The 19074-nt window shown below is 69.1% G+C and carries 12 protein-coding genes and 1 tRNA gene; 8 read left to right on the top strand and 5 right to left on the bottom strand.

Annotated elements, in window-relative coordinates; translation table 11 throughout:
• Nucleotides 1-171: 171 nt before the first annotated feature.
• From AB1L88_RS13240 to AB1L88_RS13225, 4 genes are all read left to right on the top strand, one after another.
• Nucleotides 172-936, top strand: coding sequence for a DUF6655 family protein (locus AB1L88_RS13240; protein WP_367097142.1), 765 nt, complete (start codon nt 172-174; stop codon nt 934-936).
• Nucleotides 937-1159: 223 nt separating this feature from the next.
• The gene (locus AB1L88_RS13235; RefSeq protein WP_367097141.1) at nt 1160-3625 is read left to right on the top strand and encodes an MMPL family transporter; all 2466 of its coding nucleotides are present in this window, start codon (nt 1160-1162) and stop codon (nt 3623-3625) included.
• 181 nt (nt 3626-3806) lie between these two features.
• A complete protein-coding gene (locus AB1L88_RS13230) occupies nt 3807-3980 on the top strand; it encodes a hypothetical protein (protein ID WP_367097140.1) in 174 nt (57 codons plus the stop codon).
• A gap of 435 nt (nt 3981-4415) precedes the next feature.
• A complete protein-coding gene (locus AB1L88_RS13225) occupies nt 4416-5444 on the top strand; it encodes a DUF1559 domain-containing protein (protein WP_367097139.1) in 1029 nt (342 codons plus the stop codon).
• Between the two features lie 406 nt (nt 5445-5850).
• Here AB1L88_RS13225 and AB1L88_RS13220 read toward each other — a convergent pair.
• Together AB1L88_RS13220 and AB1L88_RS13215 are read right to left on the bottom strand one after the other, a co-directional pair.
• Nucleotides 5851-5923: transfer RNA gene (locus AB1L88_RS13220), tRNA-Asn, on the bottom strand.
• Between the two features lie 161 nt (nt 5924-6084).
• Nucleotides 6085-6261 (bottom strand): toxin-antitoxin system HicB family antitoxin, encoded by a 177-nt coding sequence (locus AB1L88_RS13215; RefSeq protein WP_367097138.1) that lies wholly within the window; start codon nt 6259-6261, stop codon nt 6085-6087.
• Between the two features lie 332 nt (nt 6262-6593).
• Between AB1L88_RS13215 and AB1L88_RS13210 the strand changes: the two genes are divergently transcribed.
• Nucleotides 6594-7211, top strand: coding sequence for a transcriptional regulator (locus AB1L88_RS13210; protein WP_367097137.1), 618 nt, complete (start codon nt 6594-6596; stop codon nt 7209-7211).
• A gap of 698 nt (nt 7212-7909) precedes the next feature.
• On the top strand, nt 7910-9061 hold the full coding sequence (locus tag AB1L88_RS13205) for a citrate/2-methylcitrate synthase (protein ID WP_367097136.1): 1152 nt from the start codon (nt 7910-7912) through the stop codon (nt 9059-9061).
• 173 nt (nt 9062-9234) lie between these two features.
• On the opposite strand, the gene AB1L88_RS13200 is transcribed toward AB1L88_RS13205, so the two are convergent.
• Nucleotides 9235-13623: an ion transporter gene (locus AB1L88_RS13200; RefSeq protein ID WP_367097135.1), complete on the bottom strand. Its 4389-nt coding sequence runs from the start codon at nt 13621-13623 to the stop codon at nt 9235-9237.
• A gap of 237 nt (nt 13624-13860) precedes the next feature.
• Between AB1L88_RS13200 and AB1L88_RS13195 the strand changes: the two genes are divergently transcribed.
• The gene (locus tag AB1L88_RS13195) at nt 13861-14838 is read left to right on the top strand and encodes a 3'(2'),5'-bisphosphate nucleotidase (protein ID WP_367097134.1); all 978 of its coding nucleotides are present in this window, start codon (nt 13861-13863) and stop codon (nt 14836-14838) included.
• 107 nt (nt 14839-14945) lie between these two features.
• Nucleotides 14946-16346, top strand: coding sequence for a sulfatase (locus tag AB1L88_RS13190; RefSeq protein ID WP_367097133.1), 1401 nt, complete (start codon nt 14946-14948; stop codon nt 16344-16346).
• A gap of 238 nt (nt 16347-16584) precedes the next feature.
• Here AB1L88_RS13190 and AB1L88_RS13185 read toward each other — a convergent pair whose 3' ends face one another.
• Together AB1L88_RS13185 and AB1L88_RS13180 are read right to left on the bottom strand one after the other, a co-directional pair.
• Nucleotides 16585-17571, bottom strand: coding sequence for an aldo/keto reductase (locus AB1L88_RS13185; protein ID WP_367097132.1), 987 nt, complete (start codon nt 17569-17571; stop codon nt 16585-16587).
• Nucleotides 17572-17735: 164 nt separating this feature from the next.
• Nucleotides 17736-18974: an aldo/keto reductase gene (locus AB1L88_RS13180; RefSeq protein WP_367097131.1), complete on the bottom strand. Its 1239-nt coding sequence runs from the start codon at nt 18972-18974 to the stop codon at nt 17736-17738.
• Nucleotides 18975-19074: the final 100 nt, after the last annotated feature.

The following is a 19074-nucleotide window of genomic DNA, read 5'->3' as shown; positions in this document are numbered from 1 at the left end:
GGAGGCAGAACCCCCCGCCCCCGTGCCCCTCGAAGACGCCCGGCCGGTCGCGCCGATCCGGACACCCCGGATCGGCGTTGACCGGCCGGGCGTCTTGCGGTACCTTCCGCCCCCGGATCCGGAAGCCCCGGCGTGCTGAAGGCTTCAGGACCTTTGAGGAGTGTCCCCCCGATGTGCACGGAAGCGACGGCAGCCCGGCGATCGGCCAGGGTGATCCTGGCCCTCTCCGGACTCGTCCTGCCCCTGGCCGTGGGCTGCGGCAGTACCCGGATGACGAACACCGCCCGGACCGGGACCGAGCAGCTCCTGCTGACCAACTCCTGGGACCAGGCCCTGCGTCAGGTCGACTTCCGCCCCCTGATCGGGGTGCCCGTCTTCCTCGACACGACCCACGTCGAGGCCGTGGACAAGGGGTGGGTGACCTCCAGCCTCCGCCAGGCGTTACTCTCCCAGGGGGTCTTGCTCCGCGAGACGAAGGAAGACGCCCAGTGGGTCGTCGAGGCCCGAACCGGGGCCTACGGCACCGATGACTCGCAGTTGCTCATCGGCGTGCCGCAGATGAACGTGCCGATGACCATCCCGGGCATCCCGGCCGGCAACGTCCCGGAGATCCCGCTCATCAAGAAGAGCGACCAGCAGGCGGTCACCAAGCTCGCCCTGTTCGCCTACGACCGCGCCAGCGGCCAGCTCGTCTGGAATTCGGGGACCGTGCTGGGGACCTCGGACGACAAGAACGTGCACATCGGCGGCCTCGGCCCGTTCCAGTCCGGCTCGCTCCGCGGCGGCACCGAGTTCATCGGCATGACGATCCCGCTGACCGAGGCCGAGCAGGACCTCCCCCCGCACGAACGGACCGGAGGGGCCGTCCCGTTCACCGATCCGGCCATTCAGGTCCCGGTCGGCGTCCTCGATCGCGGTGATTTCCTCCCTCGATAACCCACCTTCCGCCGCCTTCGGGATCGCCATTCCCCTGGGCGGCCCGAGACGCCCCCGCCCCCTCCTGTCCTCCTCTTCGGACGCGGTCCGACTCGACGCGAGGCGGTGAGGCAGCCTATAACGATCCGGGGGGAACGCGGTCGCGGCCATCGCGGCCGGCCGTCCCCCCTCGCGACGCTGTCGCTGACGCTGCCTCGACCCCTTTCGCCAAGGACCGCCCCCCGTGATTGCCCTGCTGCTCCGGGCTCGAATCGTCCTGTTTGCCGCAACGACCCTGGCGCTGATCGTGCTCTGGTTTTTCGGCAAGGAAATCACCTACGACCAGTCGATCGAGTCCTTCTTCGCCGCGGACGATCCGAACGTGGTGGCCTATCGCCGGGCGTCGTCCCAGTTCGGCAACGACCAGTTCGTCTTCATCGCCTATCACGACCCCGAGTTGCTCTCGCCCGGCGGCATCGCCCGGGTGGCCGAGCTGGCCGAAGAGGTCCGATCGGCCGAGATCGAGGGGGTGGTGTCGGTCCAGTCGCTCGACACGATGCCGTTGTTCTGGCAGCTCGACGACGCCTTGCTCGCCCTGGAAAAAATCCCCGAGAAGAAACGCCTGTTCCTGCCCAGCCGGGCCGAGGTCCTCGACCTCATCAAGCGCGGGATCTCGGGGGAAGGGGGGGGCCAGTGGGCCACCCCGACCATCGCCGGGGCCCTGCGATCGACGGCCGACCAGCCCGAAGCCCTGGCCGAACTGAAGGGGCGGATCACCGCTCATCCGTTGCTCCTCGGCACGCTCGTCGACGCATCCGGGACGTACACGGCCCTGATGACCCGCCTGAAGTCGGCCGGCGAGCACGACGTGAAGCAGACCGTCGAGGCGATCCGGGCCATCGCCGACGACTTCGCCGATCGGCACGACCTCGACCGCGACCCGGCCGTCGTCGGGCCCCCGGTCCTGCTGGCCGACGGCTTCCGGGCCATCGAGGTCGACGGCCGTCGCCTGGCGACCGTCGGCATGCTCCTGATCGGGGCCGTCACCCTGATCGCCACCCGGAGCCTCTGGTGGGCGCTCGTCCCCCTGATCGCCGGGTGGACGGTCTGGCTGGCGACCTCGACCCTCCTGGCCGTGCTCGGCCTGAAGCTCTCGCTGTCGAGCGGGCCGATGATCGCCCAGATCATCGTGCTCACGATGCCCGCCGCCAGCCACCTGGCGCTGCACTTCCGCGACGACCTGCGCCGGATGGCCGACCGCCGCGACGCCGCCCGGGAGACCCTGCAGATCGTCTCCGAGCCGATCTTCTGGTGTGCCCTGACGACCACCATCGGCTACGGCGCCCTCGCCACGAGCAACGTGATGCCGATCCGGCAGTTCGGCACCGTGCTGGCGTTGGCGACGGCCGCGGCGGCCCTGCTGACCCTCCTGATCTCCCCCGGGGCCATGATCCCGCCGTTCCGGATCATGGAGATCCCGGTCCGGTTCGGCTCGACCTCCCGCATCTCCGGGGCGATGACCGGCCTGATCGCCCGGGTCTACCGACGCCCGGCGCCGATCGTCTTCGGCACCCTGCTCGTCGTCCTGCCGCTGGCCGCCGGGATGCCGTTCCTGCAATACGAGTCGAACTACATCAATGCCTTCCGCGCCTCGACCCGGGTGGTGCAGGACTACCGCTTCATCGAGGAGAACCTGGGGGGGATCGGCCTGGCCGGCCTGATCGTGCCCACCGACGGCACGATCACCCCCGAGACGCTCGACCGGATTCGGGCCCTCGACCGGGCCGTCCTCGACATCCCCCCGCCGCGCGACAGCGAGGGGATCGCCTACGTCACCTCGCTCGCGACGGTGCTCGACCCGGACAATCGCCTGGCCGGACTCGACCCCGGGCGGGCCGCCTGGCTCCTGGAGACGAAGCTCGACCTGATCGCGGCCACGCCGCAGGCCGAGCTGCTCGGGAGCTTCTGGGATCCGGAGACCGGCTGGGCCCGGTCGATGGTCCGCCTGTCCGAGAGCCAGGCGGCCCCCGCGAAGATCTTCCTGTTCGATCAGGCCGAGTCGCTCGCCCGGAATCAGTACGACGATCGCGCCTATTTGACCGGGCTGTCCCACCTCCTGACCCAGACGACCCGGGGGGTGATCGCGACACAGTGGACGACCCTGACCCTGGCGACGCTCGGCATCCTGCTGATGCTGACCCTCGCCTTCCGGGGGCCGAGGCTGGCGGTGCTGGCCATCGTCCCCACCTTGCTGGCCGTCGGCCTGGTGCTCGGCCTGATGGGGTGGCTCGGGGTGAAGCTCGACCTGGCCACCGCCCTGGTGGCGAGCGTGGCATTGGGCCTGTCGATCGACGACACGTTCCACTGCCTGCTCCAGTTCCGCAAGCGGAGGCGCTCGGCGTCGTTCGAGGACGCGCTGTTCGCCAGCTACTCCGTCACCGGGCCGGGGGTGCTGCTGTCGAGCCTCGCCGTCGCGCTCGGCTTCACGGTCCTCTGGTTCAGCGAGTTCGTGCCGTTCGCCACCTTCGGCCTGATGGTGGCCATCGCCACCGTCGGCAGCACGATCGGCAACATCATCCTCCTCCCGGCGTGCCTCAGCCTGGCCCACCGCTGGCGGCACGGCCCGGGCCGCGGCCCGATCGCCCCGACCGCCGAGCCCGGCGACGACCTCGCGCAGCCAATCGAGACATCCTCACGTTCAAAGTCGTGACGCGTCCGGGGCTGGTCATGCCTTGTGTTGCTCATCTCGGCCCTTTCTACTAGGAACCGGATCGGCGCGAAGGCCGCCCGGGGGGTCGGGCGAGGGTCCTTCGCCGATCCCGGGGCCCCGCCCCGCCCTCGACCGACCGATCGGGCCGCCCCCGCCCTGAAACCCAGGTGAAAGGATCGCCATGCGATCAATCATTCGCGCCGGCACCCTGTGCGTCGCCCTGCTGTCCTTCGGCTCGATCGTCGGCTGCGGCGGCGACGCGCCGACCATCGACGACGAGACTCCTCCCCCCGCCGTCGAGCCGGGCCAGGTCGACCCCGGCCCGCCGACCGCCGCCGAAGGGGGAAACTACTGATCGTCATCGACTCCCGTCGGGACGACCGCCCGGCTGCATGCAATGGCACTTGTGTGCTCAAGCGATCGCCCCTCGCGGCCGGGCCGTCGCGCTCCGGTTGCCCGGCCGTCTACTTCCCAAGACCGGGGCGAGGGGGGCGATCCGCGGATTCCCCCTCGCCTCCGCCCGGAGGGCGATTCCGCCGCTTAATTCATCTCTCCCAAGGAGTTCCGTCCCGGGGGCGCCGCTTTTCCAACCTTTTTATAGCGCCCTTTTTCCGTTTTTTTCTTGACCCGGTCGGGTGGTCACATTCCAATCGGAGAGGTCGATCACATCTCAGCATCCTGATATTCTTTCAGGGGGTCGTGGTCGATGGATGAGCGGTTGGGCGCGACCCTTCGCCCGAAGGGGGCGTTCGAGGGTGCGCGCCGCCCGGACCCGAGCCAGGGGGAATCCATGCGACGAATCAAGATCCGTCGAGCATTCACGCTGATCGAATTGCTGGTCGTCATCGCCATCATCGGTGTGCTCATCGCGCTGCTGCTGCCGGCCGTGCAGTCGGCCCGCGAGGCGGCCCGTCGGGCCCAGTGCGTGAACAATTTCAAGCAGATGGGCATCGCGCTGCACAATTACCACGACACCATGGGGTCGTTCCCGATCGGCCGGATGGGGGTGGGTTACACCTATCCGCCGGCCGTGACCGGCGTGCCGCAGCGGCGGACCTGGGCCTTCAGCATCCTGCCCTACATGGAGCAGACGAACCTCTTCGGGGCGATCAACTTCGACCTGCCCTTCTACTTCGCCGAGAACACGACGGTCATCCGGACGCCCCTGGCCATGTTCCAGTGCCCGAGCGACACGCCGAGCATCCAGGAGCCCGACACGCCCTACCCGCGCGGCAAGGGCAGCTTCGCCGCCAACTGGGGCAACACCCACTTCTGGCAGGACGAGCGGCCGACCGACCCCACCGGCCTGAACCCCTGGAACACCGGCCCGCTCGGGATCCAGGGCATGCCGGTCGGGGCCGTCAACCTGACCTTCACCGGGGCCCCGTTCATGGGCAACCGCTCGACCAGCCTCCGGAATTTCCGGGACGGCACGAGCAACACCATCCTCATCGGCGAGGTGATCATGGGCACCAACGCCGCCGGCGGGGCCTACGACCACCGCGGCGACATCTTCAACGACGACCTGAACTGCACCATGTTCAACACCTACACGCCCCCCAACTCCCAGATCCCCGACTGGATGGGGGGCGACGCGAACGGCCGCCCCTGGTGCAGCTTCGGCCTCGTCGGCGGGGTGCCCCCGTGCACCGGGGGCCAGCCGGCCTTCAATGCCTCCCGGAGCCGGCACCCCGGCGGCGTCAACACCCTGCTCGGCGACGGCAGCGTCCGGTTCGTCAAGGACACGGTCAACGTCATGACCTGGCGGGCGATCGGCAGCCCCGCCGGCGGTGAAGTCATCAGCGCCGACACCTTCTGACCCCGACCCGATCGGGGCCGGTGCCCCTGCCTCTCCCCGCCGGAGCCCCCCACTTGACTCTCCCGCAGACCAGGACACCGGCCTCGAAGGCTCGGGCCTCTCGCCCCGGAGGCCCGAGCCGCTCCCGATCAGGCGAACGCCCCCCCTCCGCTCGACTCGCGATCGACGTTCTACGACGTACGGCCCGATCCCGACCGAATCCTGCATGAAGGGGGGCCGGCCGTCCCCGCTCGGATCGCCCATCGTCGTCCTGCGCATCCGGGCCATCGGCGCCGGACTCATCCTGAGAGCGCCTGCAGGTCGGCCGGGCAAGGGGCCCGACCACCGCACGAAGACCCCATGAAAAAACCCGCCGAAAGGCGGGTCTTTGTGGAACGTCCGGAACTGATCGATCGTTGGGGAGAAGCTCCCCGACAAGGACTCGAACCTTGAACCTAGCGGTTAACAGCCGCTCGCTCTACCGATTGAGCTATCGGGGAATCGACAAGGGGAAGGATACCGGATCAGGGACCTTGAATCAAGGGGGCAGTGGCCCGGGTCCTCCGATCCGGGGGGGATCGCGGTTCCCGATCGCTTCCATCGCGGTCGCGGTCGTGTTGCGGGACAGACGAGGGACGATGGAAGCGATGCGAACGGGCGATCAGCTGGAGAGGTTCTTTTCCTTCGAACCGCCCTTGCTGTGCTGCTCAACCGCCTTCTCCAGGAGGCCGACGATCAGTGCGTTCAGCGATGCCTTGTCTTCCTTGGCCCAGCTCGCCAATTGCTCGTGCAGCGCTGGTGGCATCCGGATCTGAAAGTGAACCACTGTCTCTGGCATCGATATGCCTCCTTGGATCAGTGACCGTAAAACGGGGGGGAGACTCGCCTCAGGGACAATGCGAGCGGCACTCGACAGGGCCAGTCCGAACAGGCCGGCGGCTGAGGCAAGCCAGGATGGGAGAATGTCATCTATTCTAACCTCTGATTTGCGTTCTCGCCTAGTATCTTCTAACCTCGATTTTCCCGATCGGTCGATCAGTTCCGGTGTTGCGTCCCTGGGTGCCCGCATCATGCCGCGCGATGCGCCGTGCCTGGATGGACACATGATCGTTCGGATTCCCGGGCACTCGGTCACCCTGCCCATCGCGACGACAGGACGGTGTTTGAGCAATGGCGGAGTCCCTCGATCCACACGCGACCAGCGACCCGGAACTCCCCCAGGAGACCCCGGCCGAGGCGGCGGTGATCCGCCAGTTCGTCGAGCACTGGGGGATGATGGCCCGCTCCTGGGGCATCAATCCCACGATGGGGGAACTGTTCGCCTTGCTCTACATCACCGGGACCGACTGGACGGCCGACGGCCTGAGGCACCGCTTGAAGGTCTCTCGGGGCAACGTGAGCATGAACCTCCGCGAGCTGATCGCCTGGGGGGTCGTCCACAAGGTCCACCGCCAGGGGGAGCGGCGCGAGTACTTCCGGGCCGAGACGGACATCTGGACCCTCTTCCGCCGGATCCTCCTGGAACGCAAGCGGAGGGAACTCGACCCGACCCTGGTCGTCCTCGATCGGGCCGTCGACCAGGTCTCCGAGGACCCCGAACTGGCCCCGCGATACCTGAAGCGCATCGCCGCCCTCCGACGCTTCTTCGCCCTCGTCCACGCGCTGGCCGCCCGGGTCGATGCGCTCGGCCCGGCGGAACTCGAAGACCTGGTCATGCTGCTCGAACACCACGAGGCGACCGATTCGGATTCGGATCTGGATCCGTCGACACCTGACCGCCCCGCCTGATCGATCCGAGTCGCCCCTCCCCGGGCGACCGAGGGTCGGCCGAAAGCCCCCCTCCGCTCTGGGTTTGCGCCCCATGCTCGGCCCCGGCCCCCGGTCGTGTCGAAAGAAATTCCCCGAAAATCGAGCTGACACCCTTTTCAGACGCAATTGAACGACTAAAACGAAGCTGTGCCCGAGGACGGGCGACACGAACCAGCGAGCGAACGGTTCCCGTCAAGTCGCTTGCGCGTTTTGGGCGGAAGGCGTGAGCAACTCACCTCGGGGGTGAGGACTTGTCGGGACCGTAACGATCCGGGGGGCCTGGCGGCGTGATTCTCGCGTCGCCTGCCCCCCGGTTTTTTTTCGTTGATTCGGGGCGTGGTTTCGGGTCCCGAACGCCTCCCGACGGCGACGATCCGACGGTTCCCGGCGGGTTTCGCTGGCGGAAGGGTCCCGTTGCGCATAAACTGGTGCCTGAATGGCTCGACAGCCACGACCATCCCCGGACTCGCATCGACTGAGCGAGCATCGTGCCAGGCGCCCCGAGATCGGCCGAGCGGCCGATCGACTTCGGATCGCGGAGTGGCCGGTTTCGGTCCGCGAGGCATCCGATTGCCTCATGCCCGGGCCCGTCCGAGGGTGGTCGCCCTTGGCCGTCGTCCTCCCGGCCGTTGAGGCCCGGAGCATTTCGAGTCGGAATTTCCTGGAGCCGAGCCGAGATGAGTAGCGCGTCGGAGGACAATTTCTTCCCCGGTCTTGAAGGTGTGGTCTCCAACGAGACGGCCATCGCCGACATGCAAGGAACGGAAGGCCAGGGCGGCCTGGCGTATCGGGGATATGCGATCGAGGATCTCGCCGAGAAGGTGTCGTACGAGGAGGCGGCCTTCCTGCTGCTCCACGGCGACTTGCCAACCCAGTCGCAGCTCGACGAGTTCAACGGTCGGCTCCGGGCCTCCCGGTCGATTCCCGACTCGCTCGTCTCGCTGTTCCGGGCGGTGCCGAAGACCGTCCACCCGATGGACACCCTTCGGACCGGCGTCAGCGTGCTGGCCCACTACGACGACGACGTGAACGCCGACCCGAAGGATCACGACGCCAACGTCCGCAAGGCCGAGCGCCTGATCGCCCAGATGGCCACGGCCGTGGCCGCCGCCGCCCGGATCGCCCGCGGGCAGGAGCCGATCGCCCCGCGATCCGACCTGAGCCACGCGGCCAACTTCCTCTACATGCTCAACGGGACCGAGCCGAGCGCCGCCGAGACCGACGCCTTCGACCTCTCCTTGACGCTCTACGCCGAGCACGAGCTGAACGCCTCGACCTTCGCCGCCCGCGTCACCGCCTCGACCCTCTCCGACATCCACTCGGCCATCGTCTCGGCCGTCGGCACGCTGAAGGGGGCCCTGCACGGCGGCGCCAACGAGCGGTCGTGGGAGGTCCTCGAACGGGTCGGCGCCCCCGAGAAGGCCGAGCAGTGGATCAAGGACGCCCTGGCCCGCAAGGAGCGGATCATGGGCTTCGGGCACCGCGTCTACAAGACCGGCGACCCCCGCGCCGTGATCCTCAAGCGCCACTGCCAGCTCGTCGCCCAGGAGCTCGGCGACGACCGCTGGGAACGCACCGCCGAGCCGATCGAGCAGGCCGTCACCGGGCAGAAGGGCCTGCCCCCGAACGTCGACTGGCCGAGCGCCCGGTTGTACCACTACCTGAAGATCGAGGTGCCGATCTACACCCCCATCTTCGCCATGGCCCGCGTCGCCGGCTGGGCGGCCCACGTCATCGAGCAGCTCGACAGCAACCGCCTGATGCGGCCTCGGGCCCGATACGTCGGCGCCCCGCAACGCTCCGTCTCGCCGATCGGCGACCGCGGCTGAGGCTGAGGCCCGTCCCCCCGCCCCGAGCTGTTCGTTGCCCGTTCGGGGTGATCGTCCGGGTCTGCACGGCGCCCCTTCCTGCAAGATACCTGCAGGGGGGGCCCCGTCCCCCGATCCGAACTCCCTCGCCCCGTCCCCCGATCGCGGGAATCGACGGGCCGACGGGAGCCGCCCTATCGCGCCGTCGCTTCTTCCAGCGGTTCCGTCTCGGCGAACGGCAGGTCGACCACCTGGGAGACCGGCGAGAGCCGGTCGTAGCCGCCCAGGTTCCAGACCAGCTCGGTGTAGTGCTGCACGTCGAGCATCGTGAGCGTCTGCACGGCGCGGAGCGTGAGGATCTGGTCGCTCCAGAGGTCGGTCCGGAGCATCACCTCGGTGAATCGGGTCCGGAGCGTCTCGATCGGGTCGGGGCCTCCCTGGCCCCGGATCACCCGGACCCAGCCGCGGAGCGCCCGCCGGTGGCGTCGCAGATAGCGTGCGATCCGCGGCCGTTGCTCGTCGTCGTATGTGGGGAAGCTCGGCAATTCGAGCAGGTCGTCCCACGGCCGCCGGACGTCCTGGATCCGGTGCCAGAGCGGGTCGCCGAAGTCGGGGGGCTCGGGGAGCCCTTCGGGGAGCTGCCGGGGGTCGGCCTCGGGGTCGGCGGCATGCGCCACGACCTTCCGCATCGCCACCACCGAGAGGCCGAGCGTCGCCACGTCGTCGTGGTCGGCCACCCAGGCGGTGACGAGGGCCCGGATCACCTCGCCGCGCCGGTCGGTCAGGTGCGGCAGGTCCCGTTCGAGCACCAGGAGCAGCTGCTCGAAGTCCCAGTCGAACTCGGCCAGGAGCTGGTTGAGCCACTCGACCCGGTCGCGTTGCCGGTTGCGGAACCGCTCGGCCATCACCCGCTCGTGACGCGAGGCCCCGATGAAGTCGAGGTCGATTTCCATTAGGGAATCGCTGCCGACGCTGATGGGCACCTGCGGCAGCGGCAGGCCGAGGTACTCGATGTCGAACCGCGCCCGCATCCAGAGCGCCTCCAGGAACGCCGGCTTGCGCATCCGGTGGATCTTCCGGACGGCCGCCTGGTACGACTCGCCCGGCTCGTCCGGGGCGGTCGTGACCGTCGGGTTGAGGATCTCCCGGATCACCTTCACGATCCGGACGGCCATGTACCCGACCCCTCGGAATCCCCACCAGACCAGCCGGAAGGGCAGGATCAGCAGCCGGCCGCCCGCCAGGTACGACTCATAGAGGTGGAACAGGTTGATCGTCCGCTGCGAGATCGGGGCGCGGTGCAAGGGCAGGCTCCGGAACGCGTTCCGGAGATTCCGCTCCCGATCGCTCTGCAGGAGCGAGGCGACGGCGTCCCCGTAACGGGCCCGGATCAGGTCGTCGCGCTCCGGGTCGGCGATCAGGAAATCGACGGCCGTGAAGTCGACGGTCTCGAAGAACTCGTCCGCCTCCGGTCGCCTCCGGCTCGGGGCGAGCCGCTCGACCAGCGGGATCCGCCCCTTCGGCTCGGGTATGGGGATCTCGCCCTCCGGCCGTTGCAGGCGGGCGGACAGCCACTTCCGGTAGCGCTTGCGGACCCCCTCGGGGCTGCTGGCCAGCCGGTCGAGCGGCACGGCGTTGCGGTTGTAGTCGATCAGCAGCTTGGCCGTCTCCTGCACGATCATCCGCGTGATGTAATCGAACCAGAGATACGGCCCGCCGAGCAGGCTCGCCGCCGCCCGGCTCATGTCGAGCCGGTCGAGCCGGCGACGCCCCCTGAGGAAGTAGGGCAGGTTGCTCAGGCTCAGGTTCCTCAACGCGAGGTTGCCGAGCAGCTGGGTCGAGGCCTTCGTGTCGTTCCGGTGGAACGGCGAGCCGTCCAGGTAATCCTGATAGAGCAGCTTCAAGGTCGAGAAGAAGTCCGTCTCCGAGGACTTCAAGCCCATCTCCTGCATCTGCCCTTCCAGCGTCCAGTGCTCCTGCGCCCGCTCGAAATCCGAGCCGCCGGGCAAGGCCGGCTCCCGCGTCTCGGGCACGTCGTCCGAGGTCCGCAGCCGGACCTCGGGCAGGATCACCCGCTCGTTCAGGAACCGCTGGTCGCGTTCCTTCAGCTGCCGCTTGAGCAGCTTCGTCTGCGCCGCGAACTGCGCCTCGACGACCCGCTCGCAGAACTCGGCCGCCTGGTTGGCGATCTTGCGGAACCAGCCGCCCACCTGCATCAGCACGAAGCAGATGACGCCGATGACGATGACCGGCAGCCCGAGCTTGTCCGCGAACCATCCGAGCATGGCGCGCAGCCGCAGGCCGAAGCCGTGCAGCACGCCGACCTCCTGGGGAGATGCCTCCGCGGCCTCGACCGCCCCGCTCCCGCTCGGGACCAGCAGGTAGACCAGCGCATAGAGGGCCGAGAAGGTCACGCCGAAGGTCAGGAGGCGGAAGGCCGGCCGCCTCGTGGCCGAGATGATCGTCCGCCCCAGCTTGTCGAGGAAGAGCGGGGGGGAGACCGTCGCCTGCAGGTCGGCCACGTAATAGATCACGTCGAGCGTGCGCTGCATCAAATGGCCGAGGTAGTTGGCCGCCAGGGCGGCGGCCTCGGCCGGGCCCTGCTTGCGGTGCTCGAGGACCGGCCGGATGATCGGCAGGCGTCGGATCACCGGCAGGTCGACCAGCTGCAGGTAGTGGTCGACCGAGTTGACGAAGCCCTGCCCCATCTGCTCGATCAATTCCTCGGGGGTCAGCTCGATCAAGCGCTCGACCACCTCCTCGATCGGGATGTCGCGCGACTGGTCCTGCACCCGTTCCGACCAGTCGGCGGTCGGGATCTCGGCCACCCGGGCCTCCAGGTCCTCGATCGCCGCGTCGGCCAGGGCGAGCCGATCGGCCTCGCCCAGCGTGCCGAGGTGCTCCGGGGCCCTGCGCTCGTAATGGCGGCGGATCACGTGGAGCAGGTGATGGTTGCGCGAGTCCTCGCTGATCTCCGGCTTCAGCTCGAACAGGATGATGTTGCGGTTGAACAGCCGGGCATAGCGCCGGACCAGCCGATCGGTGAACCGCAGGGCGAAGATCACCAGCCTCACGAACCGGATCAGCGGCCGCATCACCCGGAGGAACCGCAGCAGCCGAGGGACCCGGAGCACCCGCAAGAACTGGATGTTGGCGATCTGGTGCGAGACGGTCAGGGCATGGGTGAAGAACCCGAACGGGATCGACGGCAAGAGGTCGATCACGAAATGCCGGGCCAGGTACCGCAGCTTCCCCGTCGCCAGCGAGATCTTCAACGCGAACTCGGAGAGGAACACCACGCAGATCGCCAGGTCGGTGTAGGCGAAGAAGGCTTCCAGCCGGTCCGTCATCCGCCCCGTCTGGTCGATCGCCGTCTCCACGACCAGGAGCACGGTGAGCACCAGGATCAGGACCAGGATCACCGCGTCGAGCCGCTTCGGGAACCCGGGCCCGAATTTCGCCTGCATCCGGGCCGAGAGGTCTTTCTCCTGCCACTCGTTGCGGGCGGTCCGGGCCATCCGGCCGAAGCGTCGGGCCACCCGCCGCAGATGGCCGACGGTCGGCCGATCCAGCCCCTCCGCGGCCCCGTCACCCCCCGAGGCGAGGCAATCGTCGCGCAGCCGGAGCATGTCGTCCCGAGAAAGGTTCAGCAGGCGGACCCCCTGCGCCGTACCGACCTCCTCCAGCATCGAGAGGATCTCGTTCGCCTCCTCCCGGGCGTCCGTCAGCAGCTCGTCCCAGGCCGCGGACCGGGCCTCCGAGGCGAGCTGGCGGAGCTGGCCGGCCGCCGCGTCGGCCAGGGCGTCGCGACGCCCGATCAGGGCGGCGACGTGCCGCCTCGGCCCGGGGACGCTCGCGACCTCGTCTTCGGTGCCACCCGGTGCCCGCGGGGCGGGGATCGCGTCCGGGAGCCCCTCGACCTCGGCCTGGAGGCGCGAGAGCAGGAATCGCCTCGACCAGAGTTCCTCGGGCGTCCCCTCCGGGACCGCCCCGTCGAGCAACTGGGAGACACGGCGATCGAGCAGCGACAGCCGGAGCCGACTCGCCCTGTGCTCGAGCGCCCGGCGATCCGGCCCGAGCGCGGGCGTCCCCTCGGCGTGGAGCTGCTCCTGCAGGCGATCCAGCTCGATGCCCGCCGAGACGGCCGGATGCACCGGCACGTTGCCGTCGACCAGGGCGATCAGCTCCGACTTCCAGGTCAGGTCCCTCCGGAATCGGTCGAGCAGCGCCGCGCGTCGGATCGGCTCCAGGTCGGGCCGGGTGAGCAGCTCCGTCAGATACCCCTGCTCGGCCCGGAGCCATTTCGCGATCTGCGCCGAGAGCTTCGCGATCGCCCCGGGGTTGGCCCGCTGCAGCTCCGCCAGCCGATCCGTCGTGGTGTCGCGGAGCCGTTCCAGCAGCTCATCGACCTCGGGATCTCGGGGATGGATCGGGTCGGTGGCCAGCTCGTGGAGCATCCTGCGGAGCCGGGTCCCCTCCTGGACCGCGACCAGCAGGCGGCCCGGGGCGACCGAGCCGTTGCCGGACAGAACCTCGGACGACCGGGACAGCCAGGAGTTCCGCCACTCAATCGGATCGCTCAACGTTCTGCTCCGCGAGGCAACCGGCACCGACGCTTCAGCATCGCCGGGCGAGACGGGGTTATTGTCCGGTCTTCACGCATGAGGGTAAAGCCTCGAACACGCCGAGCGATGATGCCCCGCCCGGCGAGAGGCCCAGCTTGTCCCCCGGGGCGGGAACGACTAGCCTAGGCGACGTGGCCGGGCGTCCCCCGGCCCTCTCGCCGTGCTCCCGCCCTTTCCCCGAGGATCCTTCGCGTCGTGAGCCATCCTTTCGCACTCGAACGGGCCGTCGCCGCCCAGGCCGTCCAGGAAGCCGCCCGGCTCTGCCGGGCCGTCCGGGGCTCGCACGGCCCCGACCCGGTCGCCAAGGGGGACAAGAGCCCCGTCACCGTCGCCGACTTCGGCAGCCAGGCCCTCATCTGCGCGACCCTCAAGGCGGCCTTCCCCGGCGACCCGGTCATGGCCGAGGAGGACGCCGCCGAGCTGCGGTCGCCCGACCGCGCCGCCGTCCGGGACCGCGTCGCGGCCGAGGTGGCCGCCCTCCGGCCCGGCACCGACGCCGAGACGGTCCTCTCCTGGATCGACCACGGCAACCTCGACCGCTTCGCCGGCCGCTTCTGGACCCTCGACCCGATCGACGGCACCAAGGGGTTCCTCCGGGGGGAACAGTACGCCATCGCCCTGGCCCTGATCGTCGACGGCCGGATCGAGGTCGCCGCCCTGGCCTGCCCGAACCTGGAACACTCGCGGTCGGCGGTCGGCCCGGTCGGCGCCGTCTTCCTGGCCGTCCGGGGCTCGGGGGCCGTCATGCTCCCGCTCGACGGCTCCGACCAGGAGCGGGCGATCCGGGCCTCCGACCGCACCGATCCCTCGCGCGCCCGCCTCTGTGAATCGGTCGAATCGGGCCACAGCGCTCACAACGAATCGGCCGTGGTGGCCGCCCGCCTGGGAGTGACCGAGCCCCCGGTCCGGCTCGACAGCCAGGCCAAGTACGCCACGGTCGCCTCCGGCGTGGCCGACGTCTACCTCCGCCTGCCGACCCGGGCCGATTATCAGGAAAAGATCTGGGACCACGCCGCCGGCGCCCTGATCGTGACCGAGGCCGGGGGGACCGTGACCGACATCGACGGCAAGCCGCTCGACTTCACCCTCGGCCCGACCCTGGCCAGCAACCGCGGCGTCGTCGCCACCAACGGCCCCCTGCACGATCGCGTCCTGGCCGCCCTGCGCGGCTGAGCATTTTATTCTCGACCGGACGAGAGACAGCCGGCCGGTGGTGCTGGCTGTCCTCGTCGGGGTCGCGATCGGTCGATCCGACTCGCCCGAAGACCGGAGAACCCCCCATGCGATCTCGCCGCCGATTGCTGATCGGTCTCGGTATCCTCGGTCTTGCCGTGCTGGCCCTCTTCGGCCGATCGGGGGTCCGAGCACGAGAAGCCATGGAACGGCCGAACGTCCTGATCATCCTCGTCGATGACCTGGGCTTCGGCGACCTCTCCAGCTTCGGCGCCCCGGATCTCCAGACGCCGAACATCGACGCCCTTGCCGCCTCCGGCCTCCGGTTCTCCAATGCCTACGCCAACTGCCCGGTCTGCTCGCCGACGCGCGCGGCCCTGCTCTCGGGCCGGACGCCGGACGTCGTCGGCGTCCCCGGCGTCATCCGGACGCACAGGTTCAACAATTGGGGCTATCTCGATCCCGACGTGCCGCTCCTGCCCGAACTGCTCGGCGAGGCCGGCTATCACACCGCGATCGTCGGCAAGTGGCACCTCGGGCTCGAATCGCCGAACACGCCCGGCGAGCGCGGGTTCGACCACGTCCACGGCTTCCTCGGCGACATGATGGACGACTATTACACCCATCGCCGCCACGACATCAATTACATGCGCCTCGGCGACGCCGAGATCGACCCCGAAGGCCACGCCACCGACCTCTTCTCCGACTGGGCGATCGACTACCTCGACTCCCGCAAGGATCAGGCGGCCCCGTTCTTCCTCTACCTCGCCTACAACGCCCCCCACACGCCGATCCAGCCCCCCGAGGACTGGGTCGACCGCGTCCGCCGCCGCGAGCCGGGCATCGACGAGGGCCGGGCCCGGCTCGTCGCCCTGATCGAGCACATGGACGACGGCATCGGCCGCGTCCTCCGGGCGCTCGACGCCAACGGCCAGGCCGAATCCACCCTCGTCGTCTTCGCCAGCGACAACGGCGGCCAGCTCGACGTCGGCGCCCGCTGCGGCCCGTATCGCGGGGGGAAGGGGGACCTCTACGAGGGCGGCATCCGGATCCCGATGGCCGCCCGCTGGCCCGGCCAGATCGCCGCCGGGTCCTCGACCGATCGCGTCACCCTGACGATGGACCTGTTCCCGACCGTCTGCGAGCTGGCCGGCGCGACGATCCCCGAGGCGACCGCCGGCCGGTCCCTCGTCCCGTTATTCCTCGGCCGATCGATGCCCGAGGACAATCGCGCCCTCGTCTTCGTCCGCCGCGAAGGTGGCCCTCGCTACCTCGGTCAGGACTACTACGCCATCCGACACGGGCCGTGGAAGCTCGTCCAGAACCACCCCTTCGAGCCGTTCCAGCTCTATAACCTCGAGCAGGATCCTCAAGAAACACGCAACATGATCGAGCAGGAGTCCTCGAAGGCCCAGCTCCTCTCTCGGGCGCTCATGATGCACCTCCAGCGGGCCGGCCAGGTTCCCTGGCAACGCTCCGCGTCGCCCGACCCTTCGGACGATCGCTGACTCACGTCTCGACCCGTCACTCGAGCACGCCCCGCCTCCCCAACCCTCGCCCCCTCCTGGGGAAGTGGGGGCCGAAGCCCGGGTGAGGGAGGCTGAGGCAAGACGCGATGCTTGGCTCCGAACGCAAGGACCCCTCACCCCAACCCTCTCCCCGCGAGCGGGGAGTGGGTGGCCGCCAGGCCGGGTGAGGGGGCCGGTGCCAAGTCGTAAACCGTCGCGTCCCCAGCGGGGACCGCGATCAGGAGCCCGTGTAGCGTGGCCGGGGCGGGAGGTGCCCGACCTTCGGCCCGACGTCGTCCTTCCAGTCCTCGAGACGAGGCCCCTTGAGTCCCTCGGCCCGGGATCGCAAGGTCGCCATCTGCTCGTCGCCGAGTTCTTCCAGCGATTGCGCGATCCGGACGTCGTCCTCGAGCTGGCCGATCGTCGTGCAGCCGACGGCCGTGCAGTGGATCGGCAGATTGAGGACGTAGCTCAGGCAGTCGCGCACGCTGAACTGTTGCAGCAGCTTCGCATTGGCGAAGTTCTTCATCCCCTGGATGCCCAGCCCTTGCTCGACGGCCAGGGGGAGCACCTGCCGCTCGAAGCTCAAATAGTGCGGGTCGGCCGCGTGCAGGGGCATCAGGATCGTGTCCCAGCGGTCGAAGGCCCGGAGCATCGCCAGGTGCGCCGCGGGGTTGGCGTGGCCGGTGAAGCCGATGAAGCGGCACTTGCCCGCCTCCTTGGCCGCCTCGAACGCCTCGATCGCCCCGCCGGGGGCGAAGACCTTCTCGACGTCCGCCTCGTCCTGGATGCCGTGGACCTGCCAGAGGTCGACATAATCCGTCTTCAGGCGTTTCAGCGAGAGATCAAGCTCGGCCGCGGCCCCTTGCTTCGTCCGGTCGGTGGACTTGGTGGTCAGGAAGACCCGGTCGCGGCAGGCGGGCAGGACCTCACCGAAGATCTCCTCCGAATGGCCGTCCCAGTAGCTGTGGGCCGTGTCGAAGTAGTTGATCCCCAGCTCGACGGCCCGTCGCGTCAAGGCGATCGCCTCGTCGTCGTTGCCGATCACCGGGAACCGGCCGCTGGCCAGGCCGATGACGGTCAGCTCGGCCCCGGTCTTGCCGAAGGTCCGCTTCGGGATCTCGCCGGCCTCCTCCGACCGCAACGGCCGAGCCCCGATCGCCCGACCCCCGAGCCCGGTCGCCAGCCCGGCGGCCAGCCCGCCGATGAGCGTTCTCCGTTTCATCGTCCCATCCTCCAGCAAGGGTGTCTCGATGCGCCTCGCACGCCGTCCGTCCGATCGGCTCGCGTCGGGCGGGAAGCCCTGCCTGCAACCGCCGGGCCGTCCTTCGGGGACGCCGAAGCGCAAGGTTTGCACCCCGGCATCCCCAGGTCCGACGCTCCGGCGATTCAGCTCAGGTGCGTATTGGCCAGTTGGACGAGGTTCGCCACCGGCAGGCCGCGCGGGCAGGCCCGTTCGGCGGCGGCCAGGTCGGCCTTCGCCAGGTCGCGCGCCTCGGCCGGCAGGGCCTGATAGAGCGCCCGGGCCTCGGACCGCTTGCCATAGGCGGCGTAGTAGCGGAGATACCGCAGGACGGTGGCCACCGGGACCCCCTTCGCGGCCGTCTCGCACAGGTGCCCGCAGCCGTGGCAATACAGGTGCGCGGTTTTCTGCCGGTGCTCTTCGAGCAGGCGGGCCTCCTCGATCGTCAACGGCTCCCGGCTGGCCGCGACGTTCTCGCGCAGGTCGCTGAAGTTGGTCATCTCGGAGACGACCACCTGCATCCGGTCGTCGTACCAGACCGACTTGACCGCGGCGACCTCCTTCTTGATCCCCGCCTCGCGGAGCCGCTTCATCGTCTGGTCGATCGCGAAGAGTTGGCCGTCGTTGTCGATCGCGTCGACGACCGCGTCGGCCCCGCGCTGGGTCTTCATGGCGACGAGGCCGATATTGGCCTTCGACGCCTTGTCGATCGCCCGCTGCAGCTTGTCGTGGTCGACGGCGCGGAAGCTGTACTGGATCATCACCTGGTCGATCCAGCCGACCTCGGCCGCCTTCTCCAGGATCTCGGGCAGCATGGCGTCGTGGCACGACAGGCCCGCGAATCGGATCTTGCCGGCCGCCTTCAGCTTCTCGAAGGTCGCCTTGACGTTCGGGTCCGAGAGCATGCCGATGTCCTGCCCGGCGATGCCGTGGATGTAGTAGGCATCGACGTAGTCGGTCCGCAGGCGTTCGAGGCTCTTCTCCAGCTCGCTCGGGAAGACGGCGGCCTGGTCGGGGACCCCTCGGTAGCGGGTCGTCTTGGTGACGAGGTACGTGTCCTTCCGCAAGCCGGTGCGTTCGAGGACCTGGCCGAGGACCTGCTCGGTCCTCGTGTTCTCGTACGACTCGGAGGTGTCGATGAAGCGGACCCCCGAGAGCAGGGCCGCCTGCACGAAGCTCGGCGAGACGGACCAGCTCGTCCCCATCCCCAGCTTCGTCACCTTCTGCCCGGTCTTGCCAAGGGTCACCAGCGGCACCTTCGGCTCGTCGGCCGCCGCCGCGTCCTGGCCGAACCCTCGCAGGGCCGGGGCCGAGGCCAGGGCCGCTCCCGTCGCCGCGCTGGTCTTCAGGAACCGCCTCCGGCTGCCGTCGCAGGTTCCGTGCATTGCCAGTGCCTCCTCGATTTCAGGATGGAAAAGGGGGAATCCGACGGGCGTGACACCGGTGACGGCGTCTCGGTCACCCGGCCGACTCGTCTCGGAGTCG

The sequence above is a fragment of the Tautonia sp. JC769 genome (assembly GCF_040717455.1).
Taxonomy (GTDB): domain Bacteria; phylum Planctomycetota; class Planctomycetia; order Isosphaerales; family Isosphaeraceae; genus Tautonia.
The sequence above is the reverse complement of the archived record's forward strand: the minus strand, read 5'-3'. Positions and strand labels throughout refer to the sequence as shown.